The sequence below is a fragment of the Paenibacillus sp. J22P165 genome, from assembly GCF_059692015.1.
Map to the genome: position 1 here is coordinate 21004 of NZ_JCAUAP010000008.1, position 15542 is coordinate 36545.

The window sequence follows — 15542 nt, forward strand, 5'->3', positions numbered from 1 at the left end:
CGACCCGTTACTACTACTTTAAAACAAAAACAGGTAGCAACTGCCGCCGCGTCAATCTGCTCCCTGTTTTTTGTGCCGTTCGCCTTTAGGCAGGCTTTACACCCTTCTACGTTCTACTCGCTTAAAATTGAAAGCTTAGATTGCTCATTGAGCCGTGTTTGATTTCTCCATCATGTAAAACTTGAGGATCATGACCTGCGGTACTGCTTCCTAATGCTATAAGCAACGGAACGAAGTGTTCTGCGCGAGGTACTGCTTTCTTCGCATATGGGGCTAACGTCTCGTAATTAATTAATGATTCGACATCTCTTGCAAGTACCTTCTCACGAATCCAATCTGTAAATTCAACAGCCCATGCACGAGGCGCTGATTCTGGATCTCTGTCAATTTCATTAAAGTTATGCGTTAGAAAACCGCTGCCGATCACTAAAATGCCTTCATGCTCTAGACCCTGCAGCGCTTCACCGATCGCGAACTGCTGTCTAGCTGGCAAATAAGCGTTAACAGAAATGGGTACGATAGGTATGTCAGCTGCCGGGTATGCATGTCTCATTATAGGAAAAACACCATGATCTAAACCTCGATATTTTCGTTCAACTGGAATATTGTGCTTTCTCAAGCGTTCCTCAACAACGGAAGCTACGATGTTCGATCCCCTCGCCGGGTATTGTACTTGATAAAATTCTGGCGGAAATCCGTAATAATCATACTCCATTTCATGAACTTCGTCTGTGGCCGCGATCGTAGTGATCTGGCTCTCAAAATGCGCGGAGAAGATAACGATGGCTTTAGGTCGTTTCTCCTGTCCGAAGCGATTTAGAAATTTTGTGAAATCGGAGTTCTCAAAAATTGTAAAGGGAGATCCGTGAGCCAAAAATACAGGAGACAGCATGAGTACCACCTTGCCTTTCGCGTTCGTATCTCATTGATATTGAACTTTGATTTTTTTTGAAGCGACCAACAATGTAACGACTGCTGCAACAACATGCATAAGTTCTAATTAAACGATGAATTTTGTCGTAGCTTCTTTAACGGAAAATGGCGTAAAGATCAACAGAATGAACCCGATAATAGCAATAATCCGGAAAGCTTTAATATCCCCTACCGCCGCGAAAATGATAATTCCAATCCCACTGTGCCCAGAAGGACATCATGATTACATTAGATGTCTGCAAAGAGTTGTCAGCCATTACTTTTAACTGTATTTCTCCTTCATTTTCGGAGTATTTAACAACGATTAAAAGCGTCCAATAGCTACGAATACTGTTAAAGCTAATAAAATGATATTCATAACGATAGCTTGATTTTCTTTCCGCTTGGCGTGAAATACAGCGGCAAAAAACATGATTAAACCTAATCCACAAGCTGTAATCGGTGTTAAAATAGGTGCGACACCTGTCGCTTCAGGCAAAATCAATCCAAGACCTCCAAGGAGTTCAGCAAGCCCAATAAAAGTAACTAAATCTTTCCTGAAATCTTTAACCCAAGGTATTCCTGCTTTTGCTTTCTCATACGCGAAAGCTTTCATCATACCTGCCATCAAAAATGTAATCCCCAATATGCCCTGGATTATCCATAAAGCAATGTTCATAATTACTACTCCTCCTGTATTGAAATTAGTGTTTGATTGGGATTAGAATAATACATATCTAAGAAAATTTAAACTAGGCACTTTTTTTAGTCATAGACTAAAAAAGTAGACCAATTGATTTTAGTGGGGGCAAAGCTAAATGTCAGATGAAGGATATATAGACTTTAATAAGTCTGAAGGATGTAACTTCACTACTTCCCTTGATATTCTGGTAGGAAAGTGGAAATTCATAATTATTGGTCAGCTTATGATAAACGGGCCAATGAGGTACAACGAACTCCAAAGATCGATTCCCGGTATAAACAAAAGAATGCTCACTATGCAATTAAAAGAAATGGAGTATCATAAAATTATACACCGCAAGGTATTTAACCAAATCCCGCCAAAAGTAGAGTATTCTTTCACAGAGCATGGAAAAAGCTTGTTACCCGTTATTCAAGTAATGAGTGATTGGGGTCAAGCACATGCTGAGTACCTAATGAAAGAATATGGCGAAGAGAAAATTGATAAAGTACTCATAAATAGACTTAAAAATACACCTAATGCTGAAGTAATTAGTCTAATAACTTCTACTTGAGCGATAAGTAATTGATGATTCCAAAAATGCCCCCTCAATGAGGGGGCATTTCGAATGTTAAACTATCATTACCACCTTACTTAATTCAATCGTTTATGCTCGAAGACGTATGCCAGAATTTCTCCCGGATTTTTGCCCGACATAAATTGATCAACTATCCCCTTCGTTGCAACCGCTTCTGTCAAATCGTTCGATTCTACCAGAACTTGAATGGCTTTGTTAAAGGTCTGGAAAAACGAGACCTGCATCTCCTGTGCCACTTTTAGTTCTTCTTCGCTATCACGAATTCCTGATGCATCTTGTTTCCTGACGTTAGTTGCTTGGGAAAGAGCTTTACGCATTTCTTCTACGTTAAGATCTGTGCAATAGGCAGGAGACCCAGGCTGAAAACGCCAGGATTCATCAAGCCCACCAGCATCTACAGGATCAAAACCTGCCTCGGCTACCAACTTGGATACGATCGCCTTAGCTGCAGCATCATCGCCGGACACTGGCAAAGCAAGACGGTTAGGAAGTCCCGACTGAATTTCTTCCGTCAAGTTATACCAATTGGTGGCACTGAACGTTTTGATAACCGGATGATTGATTTGTTGCTCTACCCAACGACTCTCAGGCAAACCTTTTTCAATGGATTCGATCGCGCCGTCACGGTGTAAAGGATAATAATTACTGGTATCAATCACAATCGCTCCAGGAGCGATTTTATTGAGGAATTCTTTTGGCAACAATTCTCTTTGTAGGAATGGAAAGGATAATAATATCGGCTCCTTGAGCGACGTCCTGAACAGTTGCTGGAGTTGCTCCCGTCTCCTTAGCTAATTCTTGCAGAGCTGGAGAGTTACTCGAATTAGCGATAGATACAGTATGCCCTTTTCGAGTGAAAATTCGGGCAAGGCTCCCTCCAACATTCCCCGTTCCGATAATAGCAATATTCATATTAAAAACCTTCTTTCTTGAGATTTTTATTTTTTAGTCAAAAGTGACCGTAGTCATGTGACTGCAGTCATTATACTCCGGTCATATTTAATTTGTCAATTACGACAATATGCATTATAGTTTAAGTATCAGGGGGTATCGGCGAAAATGAAAAAAGAAACGCTAAGGCAACTAAAAGGAAAAACCACAAAGAAAAAAATTTTTACTGTATCGAAAGAACTCATCGTTTCCAAGGGATATAACAACGTTACGGTCGATGAAATTTGTGAGAAATGCGAAATTTCTAAAGGGACATTTTATATATACTATAAATCCAAAGAGGATATCGTCAGAAAGTTGTACCGAGACGACATGTCCGAGTATATGGAAGAGAATTTCGGGAAATATATTCAAGAGAATAAAGATGCATCTCCTGCAGATAAACTTAAAACTTTTATCATGGTAGCGCTCGGATTCCCTATAACTGTTGGTGAAGAACTTACTAGACTTACTTTCGTTGTCTACCTCTCCTTAAATTCACCAGAAACATCTTTTTTTTCCGACTGCATAAGACAAGAGTTGTTGTTTGAAGCTATTGACGAAGGAAGATCGCAATCTATATTTAGAAAAGATTTTTCCACGGAAGAAATCATTAACTATGTTTACTCTTTTTTGACAGGAGCATGCATTACTTGGTGTCTATCTGAAGCTAACTATGACATTGGCAAAGAGAACGAAAAATACGTGGATGCACTCATAAAAGGTCTCCAATGATTCCCTAATAATTTTCTTTGATTGCTATAATGCCCATTACAGAAGCAAAAGGCTGCCAGATGGCAGCCTTTTTGCTGTGAATTGATAATAGTTTAAAACATATCATCGTTGTATCTTTGCAAAAATGTATGTGTCCCTCAATTCGCTTCCATCAACTGATAAATCTTCGTTCTTGCTAGTACCCTCAAGTTCAAAGTGTAATCGTTCAGGTATTAACTTACTTCTAGTATTTTTAGTATCGCAACGTATTTCCAATCTTCGGGCATTCAACTGACTGAAAGCAAAATGACAAATACCTTCAACTGCTTCAGTCATATACCCACTGCAACTATAAAGTGTATGAATCCAATACCCAATTTCAAATTTCCGTACTTCCCAATCTATGTTATGTAAGCTTGATGTAGCAACGAATTGCCCCGTTTCTTTCATAAAGACAAGGAATCTTAGACTCTCACGACTTAAAAATCTTACATGTGCCTCTCTAACTGCAAGTTCAATATCATATTCGGTTTGTTCATTTTGAACAAACTTTAACCAAGGTTTCAATTCATCTATCGAAGCATTAACGGCTTCAAAAACAACCTTGCCATCCCCTGGTTTTGGCATTCTGATTACTAATCGTTCAGTATGAAACTCATCTGGAAAATCAAGCATAATCGGTTTCATAACATTCTCCTTTGGTTTATTTCATTCGTATTTAAAAAGAGTTCTGTTATATTTCCACTTGCAAACCAAACTCAGCTAAGCGTATTTCACCAGTAAACATAGCCGCAGCTTCTTCCTTCATTATCTGAGGATCCCCAAAATGAGGCAAATGTGATAATAGCAACTTCTTTACACTTGCCTTTGAAGCTAATCTTCCAGCTTCATAGGAATTCATGTGGCCATACTGAGCTGCATCGAAGTTTGCATAAAAAGAAGATTCAGTAATAAGCAGATCAGCCTCTTTAAGATAAGGTAAAAGCGATTCATCATATCGAGTGTCAGCTGTATATACCAATATTTTTCCTTCAAATTCAATCCTTGCGCCTAGACAAAATCCATCATGATTCGTTCGGAAGAAAGTTAACTTTAGTCCATCCTCAAATGTGATAGTCGTACTTTCGTTAACTCCTTTTTGATGAGTGCCTTTCATAACAGGAATTGACCATTCTCCTTCAAATTCTTCCGAAATTAGGAGTCTCAGCGGCGAAGTACGACGTTGTAAATCCATATCAATTAAACATGCATATTGAAGGCAACCTAGATCTGCCGTATGATCATAATGTTGGTGAGATAGAAAAACAGATGTTAAATCTCTTAATTCAATATATTTCTGCAAAGCTGACAATACACCGCTTCCACAATCGAGTAAAATTTTATGATGTCCTACTTCTAATAAATAGCCTGACGTCGCCTCACCAACGCTTGGGTATGCGCCCCATCTGCCAATGACTGTTAATCTCATATGGATACTCCTCTCACCTATCTATGTGATATTGTTACTTTACCATATTATAGATCATAAGGATGATTTTTGGAGTAAACGATTCACTTTTTGTGAAAGAAAGGAAAATGTCAGTTAGAGAAAAAAATCTCCAGTTATACGCTTTTTTATAAAAATCACACTATTTTTACGTGGCTAACCTGCACCTCACGAGGTGCCTCCACTTGTGTTTCGATGTGTCCATTCTCCTGCCTCACATGTCGAACGAACACATCGCCATAAGGCGTCGGATACGTGCCCTCTACCCATGTCAAATCGCCAAGTTGCGGCTCAATAGAGATGGTTCTGCAACCCGCTTCCAAGATCTTGATACCAAGCACATAGCGTGATAGCCATGCTGTTGGCCCTGATGCCCAGCCATGGCAGAAGCTATGGCGGTATCCTTTGTAGCAGTAATCGCCGTACGCTCCATGCACATCGACCTTCCCGTCAGGGGTCAGTTCATCGATCCTAGCCGCATTCTCCAGCCAGTTCAGGTCAAAATCCTCCCAGAATGTCGTAGCTCCAAGCTCTAGCATACCGCCCCAGAAAGCACGAATGTTATCAAGTGCTCCCTGTACATCGCCGCCTTCGGCTTGGGCTTGCAGCACATAATAACCTAAGAACGTAGATAGTCCCTTTGCTCCCCCTGGAGCCAACAGCTGCTCTGCCGTCTCTTTTGGGTCCAATAATCCTGCCAGTGCCAGCATGGATGCCGCTGACTTGCTGCCAGATGGATTAACAGTGAATGAGCGCAGTCTTGCTTCCGCATGCGCACACCTTTTAGCTGCTTCTGTTTCACCAAGAAGTTCGCAAAGCGCTGCTCCCCTCATCATGCCAAGTGTCATCAGTCCTTGTACACCAGCATATACGCCATCCGTATTCGGTGAAGTTGGCCAGTCTAAGAACGGTTTCGGCAGCGTATTGCGACCGTTCTCATCTATATGATCTATCAACATCGTAAGCAGCTCCAGCAAATATGCCTTCTGCTCACAGAGATAGGCATAATCACCATTTTGTTGATACCAATCATGCTGAATCAGGAGCCACCAGATGGAGTAACTCGCCATGTTATTCATCCAACCGGGTAGCGGCGTCTGATCACGAATAAAATCTAAGCTCTGCGTGACAATTTCGTTATCACCGAATACGGCCTGAATCGTGGAGGTCTGTGGATGCATATCCCCGATCCAGACGAGTCGATCACGCTTAATGCCATCCCAAAGGTAATCCTGCATATTAAGATGAACCGTATAAGCACCCGTCTCCCAAATCTGGTTCAACAGTGGATCGCTGCTATTGAAACTGCCTCGATAAGGAATGTCGCGATACAAATGGACGGCACGCACACTCTTCAAACCGACGCTGCAATGTTCGTCCAGTAGGTCGATCCGCACGAACCGGAAACCAGTACTGCCAATTTCTGTCGACCCAAGAAAGCTGCTAATCTGTACGACCGAGTCTCGTATAGCATGATCGTTCGTTGCTCCACCCGCACCACCCAAATCGCTCATGGCTTCCATGGCGGATTCTCCGAACCGAACCCGAACAGATACAGTCCTACGGCCATCTTCCACGCCGCATACCGTCAGCTGGATTCCGCCGTGAAGCTCCCTTCCGAAATCCAAAAGTAGGCCTGCTGGCTTGCTTACACTATGCAACGTACAGGTTGGCGCTTCGCCAAGTGCGGCCTGACCGCCACGAGGTACTAGCAGCTTTTCTGGATGATCGCATGATGCTTCCCCCACTTCTGCCGTATGCCAGATAACCCGCTCCGCCATCACATATTCACGTGTTCGGGGATCGACATTTTTTTTCTTGTCCAAACGATGGTTTATTGGCATAATTATCTCCTAACCTCATCTTGTAAGTGAATGATATACTACTATTTTATGAGTCGAAGACTACTCACGATAGAGCAGATCATACTGGTTAAGTGTTGTGATCGTATGCTAATTTCTCAGAAGAATTGGGGTGATGACATGAACGCAAACGTCGTCTTGAAGCCTGAGCACTACTTTACCAACGATGCACCAATCTGTATTACCAAATATGCTTATGACAAGCCGGAGGAGTTACACCTCCATACCCATGATTTCGTTGAAATTGTCTACGTCTGTCGGGGTAAGGGCCTCCATACCGTTAATGGCAGTACGTTTCCCGTATCGAAAGGCGATCTGTTCATAATTAACTATGATACGCCACATAGCTTCTACCCAAATGACGCCAATAATTCAGACCATTTGGAAGTGTACAACTGTATGTTTGCTCCGCCATTTATCACACAAATGGGTATCGAAATGCCCATCCTGAACGCTATCGCTGGCATCTTTCTGTTCAATGGCTTATACCCTGATGAACGGAAATATTCGCCGGATTTGAAGCTTACGGACTCTGTGCTAATCGATTTTCATTCTCATTTTGAGCGGATGCATCAAGAGTTTACCAATCAACAGGCAGGTTATATCGATATGCTGAAAATGTTGCTCTGCGAGCTGTTAATTAAGATCTATCGCTGCTTTAAAGATATCGACAGCCTGAGACCTGAGAGCTACAAACGGCAACTTATCCAGAAATCTATCCAGTTTCTCAAAGATAACTACGCCGAACCTTTACAATTAAAGACGGTGTCAGATCATGCGTTTCTGAGTCGAAGTTATTTTGCCAGCCTATTTAAGAAAACGACTGGCATGAGCGTGTTCGATTACCTGCAGAAGGTCCGCATTGAGGAAGCTTGTCGCCTGTTGGAGAGTAGTCCTGACGCTACTGTAACTGAAATCGCTGAGAAGGTAGGCTATAAGGACTACCGATTCTTTAACAAGGTATTCCGTAAAATTACGGGGACCACTGCTCAGGCTTATCGCAAAAACAGTTTGCCTACTCACAACGGTTAGACTCAATCCTAGGTTGTTGCTTCACATACAAAAAGACCAGCATTGTGTTCCATAACGGAACCACAGCGCTGGTCTTACGTTTATCATGAAATCTGTAAAAATTACGGGTATTCGTACCATCTAGAATGATCGATCTCTCCATAAGTTCATAGCTCCAATTCCAACTTTATAGGGAAAGAATGAGTGTTATCGGGATGAGACCTTTTGTGTGCCTGCCATTAGAGCTAAGTTCTAGAACAACCCCTTCAATTAACACGTCGTAGTTGGAAAAATGGAACACTAGAACATCTCCGGCATGAGCTCTTGCGCAATAGGTCGCAGCCGATCCGCTTCAGATGCTGGTATCCATCGATATGGCCAGCGCAGACGCGTGCCTACGCTCGACCATCCGCCAATAGCTGCCAGCAGCTTATCACACGCTGCATTACAATAGCCTTGCTCCGTGATATAGGGAGCAATATGCTGCGTCATAAATTGTACTATACGTTGCTCTTGTTCAAGTGCTCCTGGCAGATCCGTTGTCATCCGCTCGTACCAGCGTTGAGCGCCAATCGGGTTTAAGCAGGCTACATTGGAATAAGCACCATGCGCCCCACGTGCATATCCGGATGCTAGGAAATGCCCTGGTACGAAGATTGAAATTCCTTTTGCATGCGTATTCATCGCTTTATACCACCCATCATCGCCACCGGCGACCTTGATACCGACGATTTCGGGGATTTCTGTATGAATGCGTGCATACAGCTCCGCTGGAATGATTCGCTTCGCATGTGGAGGGTTATAGAGTACAATTCCAATTGGACTCGCCGCCTCAGCGAATCGTTTTAGACACGCTATAATCTCATCGTCCTTAAGCGGGAACCAATCAGACAGAATGATCTGGATAGCACTTGGCTGCCATTCCACCGCACGTTTGATTCTTGCTAGTGACAACTGAGGGCTCATTTGGCTCGCACCAACTTGAAAAGGCATCTCAGCCTTTTGGCAAACCTCAGCCAGCATCTCGTTCACACGAACAAACTCCTCTTCGGACTGTGTATGAAACTCTCCCGCAGTCCCGTTGGAATAAATACCGCTGACGCCTGTGGCGATTAAGTAATCAATTTCTTCCTGTAGCCGCTCATAATCAATAGAATCGTCCTCATTAATTGGCAACAGTAGTGTTGCGTAATTGCCAAAAATCTCGTCTGCGTTCATTGGTTTCATTCGTCTATTCCCCTTGCAAGTACGGTCATTTCGTTCCCTCTTCTCGTTAAAATTTACAACTATAACCCGATCATAAACGAAACTTCGAACAGAACGATGCCAATATTCAAGGGAAAACTCTCAATTTTTAAGTATCAGCCAAATTAGGGCTTCACAGCTCTATTGTTGATGTTTTCTATCACGTATAATGGTACATATAGATAATGAAAGGGAGAGTGCTTCATGCTGCCGCAATACTTATTTGAATTTCCAAATATGCATAGCGATTTTCCTTTTTATATAAAAGAGAAACAACACACAGATGTCCCTATGCATAGGCACGATTTCATTGAGTTGCTGTTCGTTCTAGAAGGCGAAGGTACGGAGTGGATCAACGGTCATGCGCATACGATGAAGTCGGGTACTGTCGTATTACTTCTGCCCTATCAGTTCCATAGTATCCAGGCGGATCCTAAACATCCTTTAAAAATGATTATTTGTAACTTCGACATGAGATTAATTTTTACTGGTCGGGAGGCGGAACTCGGCTTATCCACGCTTGTTTTTAACGACGAAGATCTATCGCCTTACGTTCAAACCGAAGGGGCAGATCTTGAACTTATAAAGACTTCATTTCAGAATATGTTAACTGAGTATAACGACAATAAAATATGGAAGCAGCTTCGTATTCAGGCCAATATTTTGGAAGCGCTAACGCGGTTCGACCGATTGCGCCGACAATCCACCCATTTTGATAAACCGGTTTCAAAAATAAAGAAAACAGACCGTTGGGAAATTATTCGATATGTGTATGATCATTATTTGCAGCCCCTTTCCCTTGTCTCGCTTGGGCACGAGTTCAAGCTGAATCCTGTGCAAGTTAGTGAGATGATTAAAGAACGACTCGGCATCGGATTCGCCCAATTCATTCAAGAACTGCGTGTGCGACATGCCTGCTCCCTGCTGAAAACCACGGACTTGCCCGTATTTGATGTCGCTATCGAATCAGGTTTCGGTTCATTCCAAACCTTTTTTCGAATATTCAAAAAGTTGAAAGGCACCACACCTGGCAGTTATCGAAGCCTTCACGAAAGTAGGAATTAGTTTTGGATGCTTCAGAGTTTCTATAAAAAAAGCCTTCATAACCCTTATTGGGCCGAAGGCTTTTCACGAGTTATACGACCATCATGAAATAATTTTTCTTTAATTTGTTTAATCGTCAATCCTTCTACTTCTTTCATTACACGAATTTCCTCAAGTCGTTGTAGTGCTAATACACGTGGGTATCTTCTTGTCAGTCTGATATCCTCTTGCTGAAATGAGATCATATCCTCTTCAGTGTAATATTTAATGGTACTGTATCGAACGCTAGAAAGTTCAACCAGTTCACTAATACTCACATACTCTGATGATAATATTGTTTCTAAACTTCGTTTTCTCCCCATATTTTCACCCCTACGTTGCTGCAATGCTTGAATCTACATGCCAGATTCAAGATTTTGGATAGCTATATCAACCGTTCTAATTTTTTTAAATAAGTCCCCTTTTCGCAATATCGCTAGTCTTTGTTTTAACGTTTTTTGTTCGTAATCTGAAAAATAATCGGTAAGCATACTTTTACTGTATAAAAAAGACACTAAGGCTACGGTATGTTCTTCGACATTGCCTTCTTCTAATAACTCAGCTCGAATTTTCTCGACAATGTGGTTCCGGGAATGTGCGACATCCGAATATTTTTTTACAGGAACAATAAACAAAACCTCCGTATTTTCAATCTTCATAACTCCTTTATCTACAAGGCTTTCTATAACCATTTTATAAATGTCTCTTTGATTATAGTAAAAATAAGATACCCACTTCTTTAGTTTCTTTGGTTTCTCAGTCGCAATTATTTCGAGTAATTTATCAAGATACTTCTCACCTGTTGATGCTGAGTTTGATATTTTGACTATATCATTATCTTCAAAAATAACGTTGCCATTTAAAGAAAGTTCCACTATACAAGCCATTACCGTATACAAGGCAATATTCATTCGAAAAATGGACTTTATTTTATTCGTCTCACGATCTAATGCAAGTAAGGCAAACTCTTGGGGAACTGATAAATTGTGTAACATGATAGTATCAACCATCCTTTCAATGATTTTGACTTTTTTACTTACTACTTACTACTTACTACTTACTACTTACTACTTACTACTTACTACTTACTACTTACTACTTACTACTTACTACTTACTACTTACTACTTACTTTAATGTCCCAAATACATAATGTCAAAGGGTTTATTCATCAATTTTGAATTTGACATAGTTAAACAGGCTACCGTTTAATACGGTAACCTGTCTGCATAGAAAGTTCTTGTTATTAGTAACGTTTCATTCCCGTTATTCCTTCACTGCACCGAGCATGATGCCGGATACGAAATATTTTTGAAGGAATGGATACACGATAAGCATAGGCACCATGGCAATAAAGACCTTGGCAGCATTGAGCGTTCTGTTGGATAACTCAGAGAGCTTTTTATATTGTTCTGGCGTCAAGTTAGTTCCAACTGGGATGTTAACAACCAACTGCTGAATATAGGTTTGCAGCGGATATTTATCCGATGTATTCATGAGCACCAGACCGTTAAAGAACTCATTCCAGTGATACACACTGATAAACAGCGCTACTGCTGCTAAGACAGGAATGGAACAAGGGATATAGATCCGAAACAAAGTCGCCCAAGGCCCTGCACCGTCTACAATTGCCGCTTCACTAAGTTCCTTAGGGAGATTTCGAAAAAAATTCATGATCAAAATAACATTAAAGATCGGTACACCACCGCCAAGCACCAGTGCCCAGATGGAGTTGATTAAGCCATAATTCTGGATCGTAAGATACCATGGAATCAGACCACCATTGAAGACCATACAAAAAACAAGAATCCACATAAACGTATTGCGCGCTTTAAATTCTCTCTTAGACCTGGCCAGAGGATAGGCCATAAGAATGCTAATGAACAAGGAGAATACCGTACCTAAGACGGTTCGTTGGATTGAAATCCAGAAGGAATTCAAGAAAAGACCATCGTTTATGATCTCTTTGTAGGAGGCTAATGAAAAACCAATCGGGTAGAGAGTAACCAAGCCTGCGTTTGCAGCTGATTTATCCGAGATAGAGACACAAAAGGTATACCATAACGGGTATACGCAGCTAATTAGCAACAAACCAAGGAGCATAACATTGACAATCTCGAAAGTACGCGAACCTAACGTAATATTTCTTACCATTGCAATGCCTCCTTTTAAAATACGGTATAATCCGCATATCTGTACGCTAACCGATATGATATAACGATGAGCAAGAAGCTGATGACCGATTTGAACAAACCTGCTGTTGTCGCCAGTGAGAATTGCAGATTCTGCAAGCCAAGCCGATAAACCCATGTATCTAGAATATCACCTGTAGAGTATACGAGCGGATTATAGAGATTGTATACCTGATCGAAACCTGCATTTAGCACGTTGCCTAGGCTTAGAACGCCCAGCAGCACGACCGTTGTCGTAAGCGCTGGAAGTGTTATATTCCTTATCATCTGCCAACGATTGGCTCCATCGATCGCAGCCGCTTCATATAAGTTCATGTTGACGCCTGTCAGTGCTGCTAGATAAATAATGGCATTGTATCCGAACTCTTTCCACACATCGGTTCCGATAACCAACTGACGAAATATACTTGCATCTGCCATAAAAAGCTTGGGGTCTCCCCCGAACATTTGAATGACGGTGTTGACAACACCGTAATAACCGAAAATGCCAATTACAATTGTCGCCATAATAACCCATGATAGAAAGTGAGGTAAATAAACGATTGTCTGAACAAACTTTTTATAACGCATGTTGGTAAGTTCATTTAGTAAAATTGCAAATATCAACGGGATTACTAAATTGAATACAATTTTGCCCACGGCGATAATAAGCGTGTTCGTAATGACCGATTTACTGTCATTCAGTTGAAACATATATCTGAAATTTTCCAACCCAACCCACTCAGAACCGAAAATTCCCATTCCGGGATTATAATTTTGAAATGCCATCACGATGCCGAACATCGGCACAATACTGAACATAATAAGCCAAATCATGCCTGGAAGCAGCATGAAATAATAATGCTTTTGGAAACCCATTTTCCTCATAACGGTTGTCCCCCATCTCAACAGCCATATTGAAATTTGCAAAAGGCGTTGAGTCCACCAACGCCTTTTGCAAGTCTATCCAAGTTATTTTTTAAGGAGATCCGCAACTTCCGCTGTGATCTGATCCCCACCTTGTGCCTTCCAATCTTTAACAAACTTATCAAAAGAATCGATTGGCGTTTGGCCAAGGATGATTTTTAGTACAGTCTCATCCTCCATCTTTTTCAAGTTAGCCCATTTGGTCTCCATCGTCGGTGTTTGGTTATAGGTTACACTGAACACTTTTTTATTGATCGGGATCGTTGAGAATGAACGGTCACCAATCATGAGCGAATATAGACGCTGGAAGTCACCGAAGTTTGTTTTGTCGAAGTTGCTGACATTTAAGTTATCGTATGGTGGTTTAATGACGCTTTGTACTTTCTTCGCATCCGCATACATGAGCTTATACAAACTATTAGGCACATTGTAATCTTCTGGTTTCTTCTGCCCGTTCAGTACTTTGAGGAGCTCGGTATACTCATACTCAGTTTCATTAGCCGCCGCCATAACGTTACGAAGCGGATACCAGGCCACATTGACAGATAGATTGAACGTAGCTTCATCACGAACAAGTGCGTTATTCATAATGAGTATAGCTTTGACAACATCTGGCTTCGTGTTCTTACTGATGAGTGTATACGTACTGCCTGTCGTTTTCATGTGGGTGTTCCATTTCCCGTCATCCGTATAAACAGGATAAGCTTGCCAGTTGGCATTCGGATCGTTTTTGAAGGAATCCCCGTTTCCATATCCGCCATTCCACCACGGACCAAAGAAGATTCCTGCCTTGTTGGCGTTGATGGGATCCCCTACGTTGTCACGTGTACCAACCTCTGGGTCAATGAGTCCCTTTTTGTACCAATCAGCCAGTAAAGCCAGTGTTTTCTTTGTATTATCTGTCGTTGTTCCATAAGTGACCGATCCGTTGCCATTATCTAGCCAGTAACCTGGATAGGCATCTAAAGCGCCGAATAGCGGATCAAATCCACCCATGTTGTTGGAAGAAACGAGGAAGGTTGCGTATGGGAATGTATTCTTTGAAGGACCTGCAATGCCGATTGTTTTGTCCCCGCCTAACTTGTTATCAATGAACGCTTTAGCTGTTTTTTCAACGTCTCCCGCTGTTTTGGGCACGGGCATATTCAGTTTATCGAGCCAGTCTTTGCGAATCCACATGATGTGAACCCCATCTGTATCCACGGTGATATTGGGCAGTGAACTCATTTTGCCTTTGTAACTTGCATTTTCCAACGCACGTCCTTGTGTACTTGCCATAATTTCCTTGACTTGCGAAGAGGCATACTGGTTAAACGAATCAGTAATATCGTAGAGTAATCCTGAACTGGCGGCTTTCGTCATAAAGGACCGGTCGTCTACAACCATGCCGTCTGGCAGTTTGCCTGATGCAATAGAGAGACTCACTTTTTGCTTATAATCATTACCAGTTGCTGCCGTCCAATCAACGATAATATTAATGTTGTACTTTTCTTTCAGATAGCGGGTATATTGGTTGTTCCCTACACTGTCACCTTGCGGCAACGTTTTGTCTGTCGGATCCACAACCATGCCGATATGAACATCGACTGGAGATGGAAATTTGGAAAATGCTACATCATCACTAGTTTGTGTGGCAGTTGTGCTTGAAGGCGCTTTCACATCAGGTGATGCAGAAGCTTTCACATCTGAGGTTGATGGCGTCTTCGTTTCTTTTGTTTCATTTGGAGACGTACAAGCTGCCATGCTTGAAACGAGAAATGTCGTTAGGAGTACGCTTACAAGTTTTGTTTTCAACTTAATCCCTCCCTTATATCTTTTCATCCCTATTATACATAGAAGGTTTAGATAAAAAGTCCGAAGGATGTATCGCGTTTAAAGTGAACGCATGCACGCAGGGGGGGTATTTGTTAGATGTTCATTGA

17 protein-coding genes are annotated in these 15542 nt (G+C 41.7%); 4 read left to right on the plus strand and 13 right to left on the minus strand.

Annotated elements, in window-relative coordinates:
• Positions 1 to 121: 121 nt before the first annotated feature.
• Entirely contained in the window at positions 122 to 892 is a 771-nt protein-coding gene (locus AC58QM_RS20195; protein ID WP_497286647.1) for a DODA-type extradiol aromatic ring-opening family dioxygenase, read from the minus strand.
• A gap of 345 nt (positions 893 to 1237) precedes the next feature.
• Complete coding sequence (locus AC58QM_RS20200; protein WP_497286648.1) at positions 1238 to 1591, minus strand: DoxX family protein; 354 nt, start codon at positions 1589 to 1591, stop codon at positions 1238 to 1240.
• Positions 1592 to 1730: 139 nt separating this feature from the next.
• On the opposite strand from AC58QM_RS20200, the gene AC58QM_RS20205 reads away from it, so the two are divergent.
• The gene (locus AC58QM_RS20205; protein ID WP_497286649.1) at positions 1731 to 2168 is read left to right on the plus strand and encodes a winged helix-turn-helix transcriptional regulator; all 438 of its coding nucleotides are present in this window, start codon (positions 1731 to 1733) and stop codon (positions 2166 to 2168) included.
• Positions 2169 to 2248: 80 nt separating this feature from the next.
• On the opposite strand, the gene AC58QM_RS20210 is transcribed toward AC58QM_RS20205, so the two are convergent.
• Both AC58QM_RS20210 and AC58QM_RS20215 read right to left on the minus strand, forming a co-directional pair.
• Entirely contained in the window at positions 2249 to 2893 is a 645-nt protein-coding gene (locus AC58QM_RS20210) for an NADPH-dependent F420 reductase (RefSeq protein ID WP_497286650.1), read from the minus strand.
• Complete coding sequence (locus tag AC58QM_RS20215) at positions 2871 to 3104, minus strand: NAD(P)-binding domain-containing protein (RefSeq protein WP_497286651.1); 234 nt, start codon at positions 3102 to 3104, stop codon at positions 2871 to 2873. The genes AC58QM_RS20210 and AC58QM_RS20215 overlap by 23 nt, the downstream gene beginning before the upstream one ends.
• A gap of 147 nt (positions 3105 to 3251) precedes the next feature.
• Here AC58QM_RS20215 and AC58QM_RS20220 point away from each other — a divergent pair, with 147 nt between their 5' ends.
• Positions 3252 to 3857: a TetR/AcrR family transcriptional regulator gene (locus tag AC58QM_RS20220; RefSeq protein WP_497286652.1), complete on the plus strand. Its 606-nt coding sequence runs from the start codon at positions 3252 to 3254 to the stop codon at positions 3855 to 3857.
• Between the two features lie 102 nt (positions 3858 to 3959).
• On the opposite strand, the gene AC58QM_RS20225 is transcribed toward AC58QM_RS20220, so the two are convergent.
• The 3 genes from AC58QM_RS20225 to AC58QM_RS20235 all read right to left on the minus strand — a co-directional run bounded on the left by AC58QM_RS20225 (position 3960) and on the right by AC58QM_RS20235 (position 7166).
• Positions 3960 to 4523, minus strand: coding sequence for a GNAT family N-acetyltransferase (locus AC58QM_RS20225; protein WP_497286653.1), 564 nt, complete (start codon positions 4521 to 4523; stop codon positions 3960 to 3962).
• Between the two features lie 46 nt (positions 4524 to 4569).
• Positions 4570 to 5304, minus strand: a complete 735-nt coding sequence (locus AC58QM_RS20230; RefSeq protein ID WP_497286654.1) for an MBL fold metallo-hydrolase — start codon at positions 5302 to 5304, stop codon at positions 4570 to 4572.
• A 155-nt stretch (positions 5305 to 5459) separates the two neighbouring features.
• Entirely contained in the window at positions 5460 to 7166 is a 1707-nt protein-coding gene (locus tag AC58QM_RS20235) for an alpha-L-rhamnosidase-related protein (protein WP_497286655.1), read from the minus strand.
• A 138-nt stretch (positions 7167 to 7304) separates the two neighbouring features.
• Here AC58QM_RS20235 and AC58QM_RS20240 point away from each other — a divergent pair, with 138 nt between their 5' ends.
• Positions 7305 to 8216, plus strand: coding sequence for a helix-turn-helix domain-containing protein (locus tag AC58QM_RS20240; protein ID WP_497286656.1), 912 nt, complete (start codon positions 7305 to 7307; stop codon positions 8214 to 8216).
• Positions 8217 to 8495: 279 nt separating this feature from the next.
• Here AC58QM_RS20240 and AC58QM_RS20245 read toward each other — a convergent pair whose 3' ends face one another.
• Complete coding sequence (locus tag AC58QM_RS20245; RefSeq protein WP_497286657.1) at positions 8496 to 9422, minus strand: dihydrodipicolinate synthase family protein; 927 nt, start codon at positions 9420 to 9422, stop codon at positions 8496 to 8498.
• A 222-nt stretch (positions 9423 to 9644) separates the two neighbouring features.
• Here AC58QM_RS20245 and AC58QM_RS20250 point away from each other — a divergent pair, with 222 nt between their 5' ends.
• Positions 9645 to 10505: a helix-turn-helix domain-containing protein gene (locus AC58QM_RS20250; protein WP_497286658.1), complete on the plus strand. Its 861-nt coding sequence runs from the start codon at positions 9645 to 9647 to the stop codon at positions 10503 to 10505.
• Positions 10506 to 10549: 44 nt separating this feature from the next.
• Here the strand turns inward: AC58QM_RS20250 and AC58QM_RS20255 are convergent, their stop codons facing one another.
• From AC58QM_RS20255 to AC58QM_RS20275, 5 genes are all read right to left on the minus strand, one after another.
• Positions 10550 to 10846: a MerR family transcriptional regulator gene (locus AC58QM_RS20255; RefSeq protein WP_497286659.1), complete on the minus strand. Its 297-nt coding sequence runs from the start codon at positions 10844 to 10846 to the stop codon at positions 10550 to 10552.
• Between the two features lie 33 nt (positions 10847 to 10879).
• Positions 10880 to 11518 carry a GOLPH3/VPS74 family protein gene (locus AC58QM_RS20260; RefSeq protein ID WP_497286660.1) on the minus strand — a complete coding sequence of 213 codons (639 nt, stop codon included), beginning with the start codon at positions 11516 to 11518 and terminating at the stop codon, positions 10880 to 10882.
• Positions 11519 to 11788: 270 nt separating this feature from the next.
• The gene (locus AC58QM_RS20265; protein ID WP_497286661.1) at positions 11789 to 12676 is read right to left on the minus strand and encodes a carbohydrate ABC transporter permease; all 888 of its coding nucleotides are present in this window, start codon (positions 12674 to 12676) and stop codon (positions 11789 to 11791) included.
• 14 nt (positions 12677 to 12690) lie between these two features.
• Positions 12691 to 13581 (minus strand): ABC transporter permease, encoded by an 891-nt coding sequence (locus AC58QM_RS20270; protein ID WP_497286662.1) that lies wholly within the window; start codon positions 13579 to 13581, stop codon positions 12691 to 12693.
• An 84-nt stretch (positions 13582 to 13665) separates the two neighbouring features.
• On the minus strand, positions 13666 to 15414 hold the full coding sequence (locus tag AC58QM_RS20275; RefSeq protein ID WP_497286663.1) for an extracellular solute-binding protein: 1749 nt from the start codon (positions 15412 to 15414) through the stop codon (positions 13666 to 13668).
• Positions 15415 to 15542 lie beyond the last annotated feature (128 nt).

Bases quoted from the DNA above. Each gene is read 5' to 3' on its own strand.
- AC58QM_RS20260 (WP_497286660.1), bottom strand. From the start codon at position 11,518: ATGTTACACAATTTATCAGTTCCCCAAGAGTTTGCCTTACTTGCATTA.
- AC58QM_RS20250 (WP_497286658.1), top strand. From the start codon at position 9,645: ATGCTGCCGCAATACTTATTTGAATTTCCAAATATGCATAGCGATTTT.
- AC58QM_RS20235 (WP_497286655.1), bottom strand. From the start codon at position 7,166: ATGCCAATAAACCATCGTTTGGACAAGAAAAAAAATGTCGATCCCCGA.
- AC58QM_RS20240 (WP_497286656.1), top strand. From the start codon at position 7,305: ATGAACGCAAACGTCGTCTTGAAGCCTGAGCACTACTTTACCAACGAT.
- AC58QM_RS20245 (WP_497286657.1), bottom strand. From the start codon at position 9,422: ATGAAACCAATGAACGCAGACGAGATTTTTGGCAATTACGCAACACTA.
- AC58QM_RS20270 (WP_497286662.1), bottom strand. From the start codon at position 13,581: ATGAGGAAAATGGGTTTCCAAAAGCATTATTATTTCATGCTGCTTCCA.
- AC58QM_RS20195 (WP_497286647.1), bottom strand. From the start codon at position 892: ATGCTGTCTCCTGTATTTTTGGCTCACGGATCTCCCTTTACAATTTTT.
- AC58QM_RS20255 (WP_497286659.1), bottom strand. From the start codon at position 10,846: ATGGGGAGAAAACGAAGTTTAGAAACAATATTATCATCAGAGTATGTG.
- AC58QM_RS20225 (WP_497286653.1), bottom strand. From the start codon at position 4,523: ATGAAACCGATTATGCTTGATTTTCCAGATGAGTTTCATACTGAACGA.
- AC58QM_RS20215 (WP_497286651.1), bottom strand. From the start codon at position 3,104: ATGAATATTGCTATTATCGGAACGGGGAATGTTGGAGGGAGCCTTGCC.
- AC58QM_RS20220 (WP_497286652.1), top strand. From the start codon at position 3,252: ATGAAAAAAGAAACGCTAAGGCAACTAAAAGGAAAAACCACAAAGAAA.
- AC58QM_RS20205 (WP_497286649.1), top strand. From the start codon at position 1,731: ATGTCAGATGAAGGATATATAGACTTTAATAAGTCTGAAGGATGTAAC.
- AC58QM_RS20230 (WP_497286654.1), bottom strand. From the start codon at position 5,304: ATGAGATTAACAGTCATTGGCAGATGGGGCGCATACCCAAGCGTTGGT.
- AC58QM_RS20265 (WP_497286661.1), bottom strand. From the start codon at position 12,676: ATGGTAAGAAATATTACGTTAGGTTCGCGTACTTTCGAGATTGTCAAT.
- AC58QM_RS20200 (WP_497286648.1), bottom strand. From the start codon at position 1,591: ATGAACATTGCTTTATGGATAATCCAGGGCATATTGGGGATTACATTT.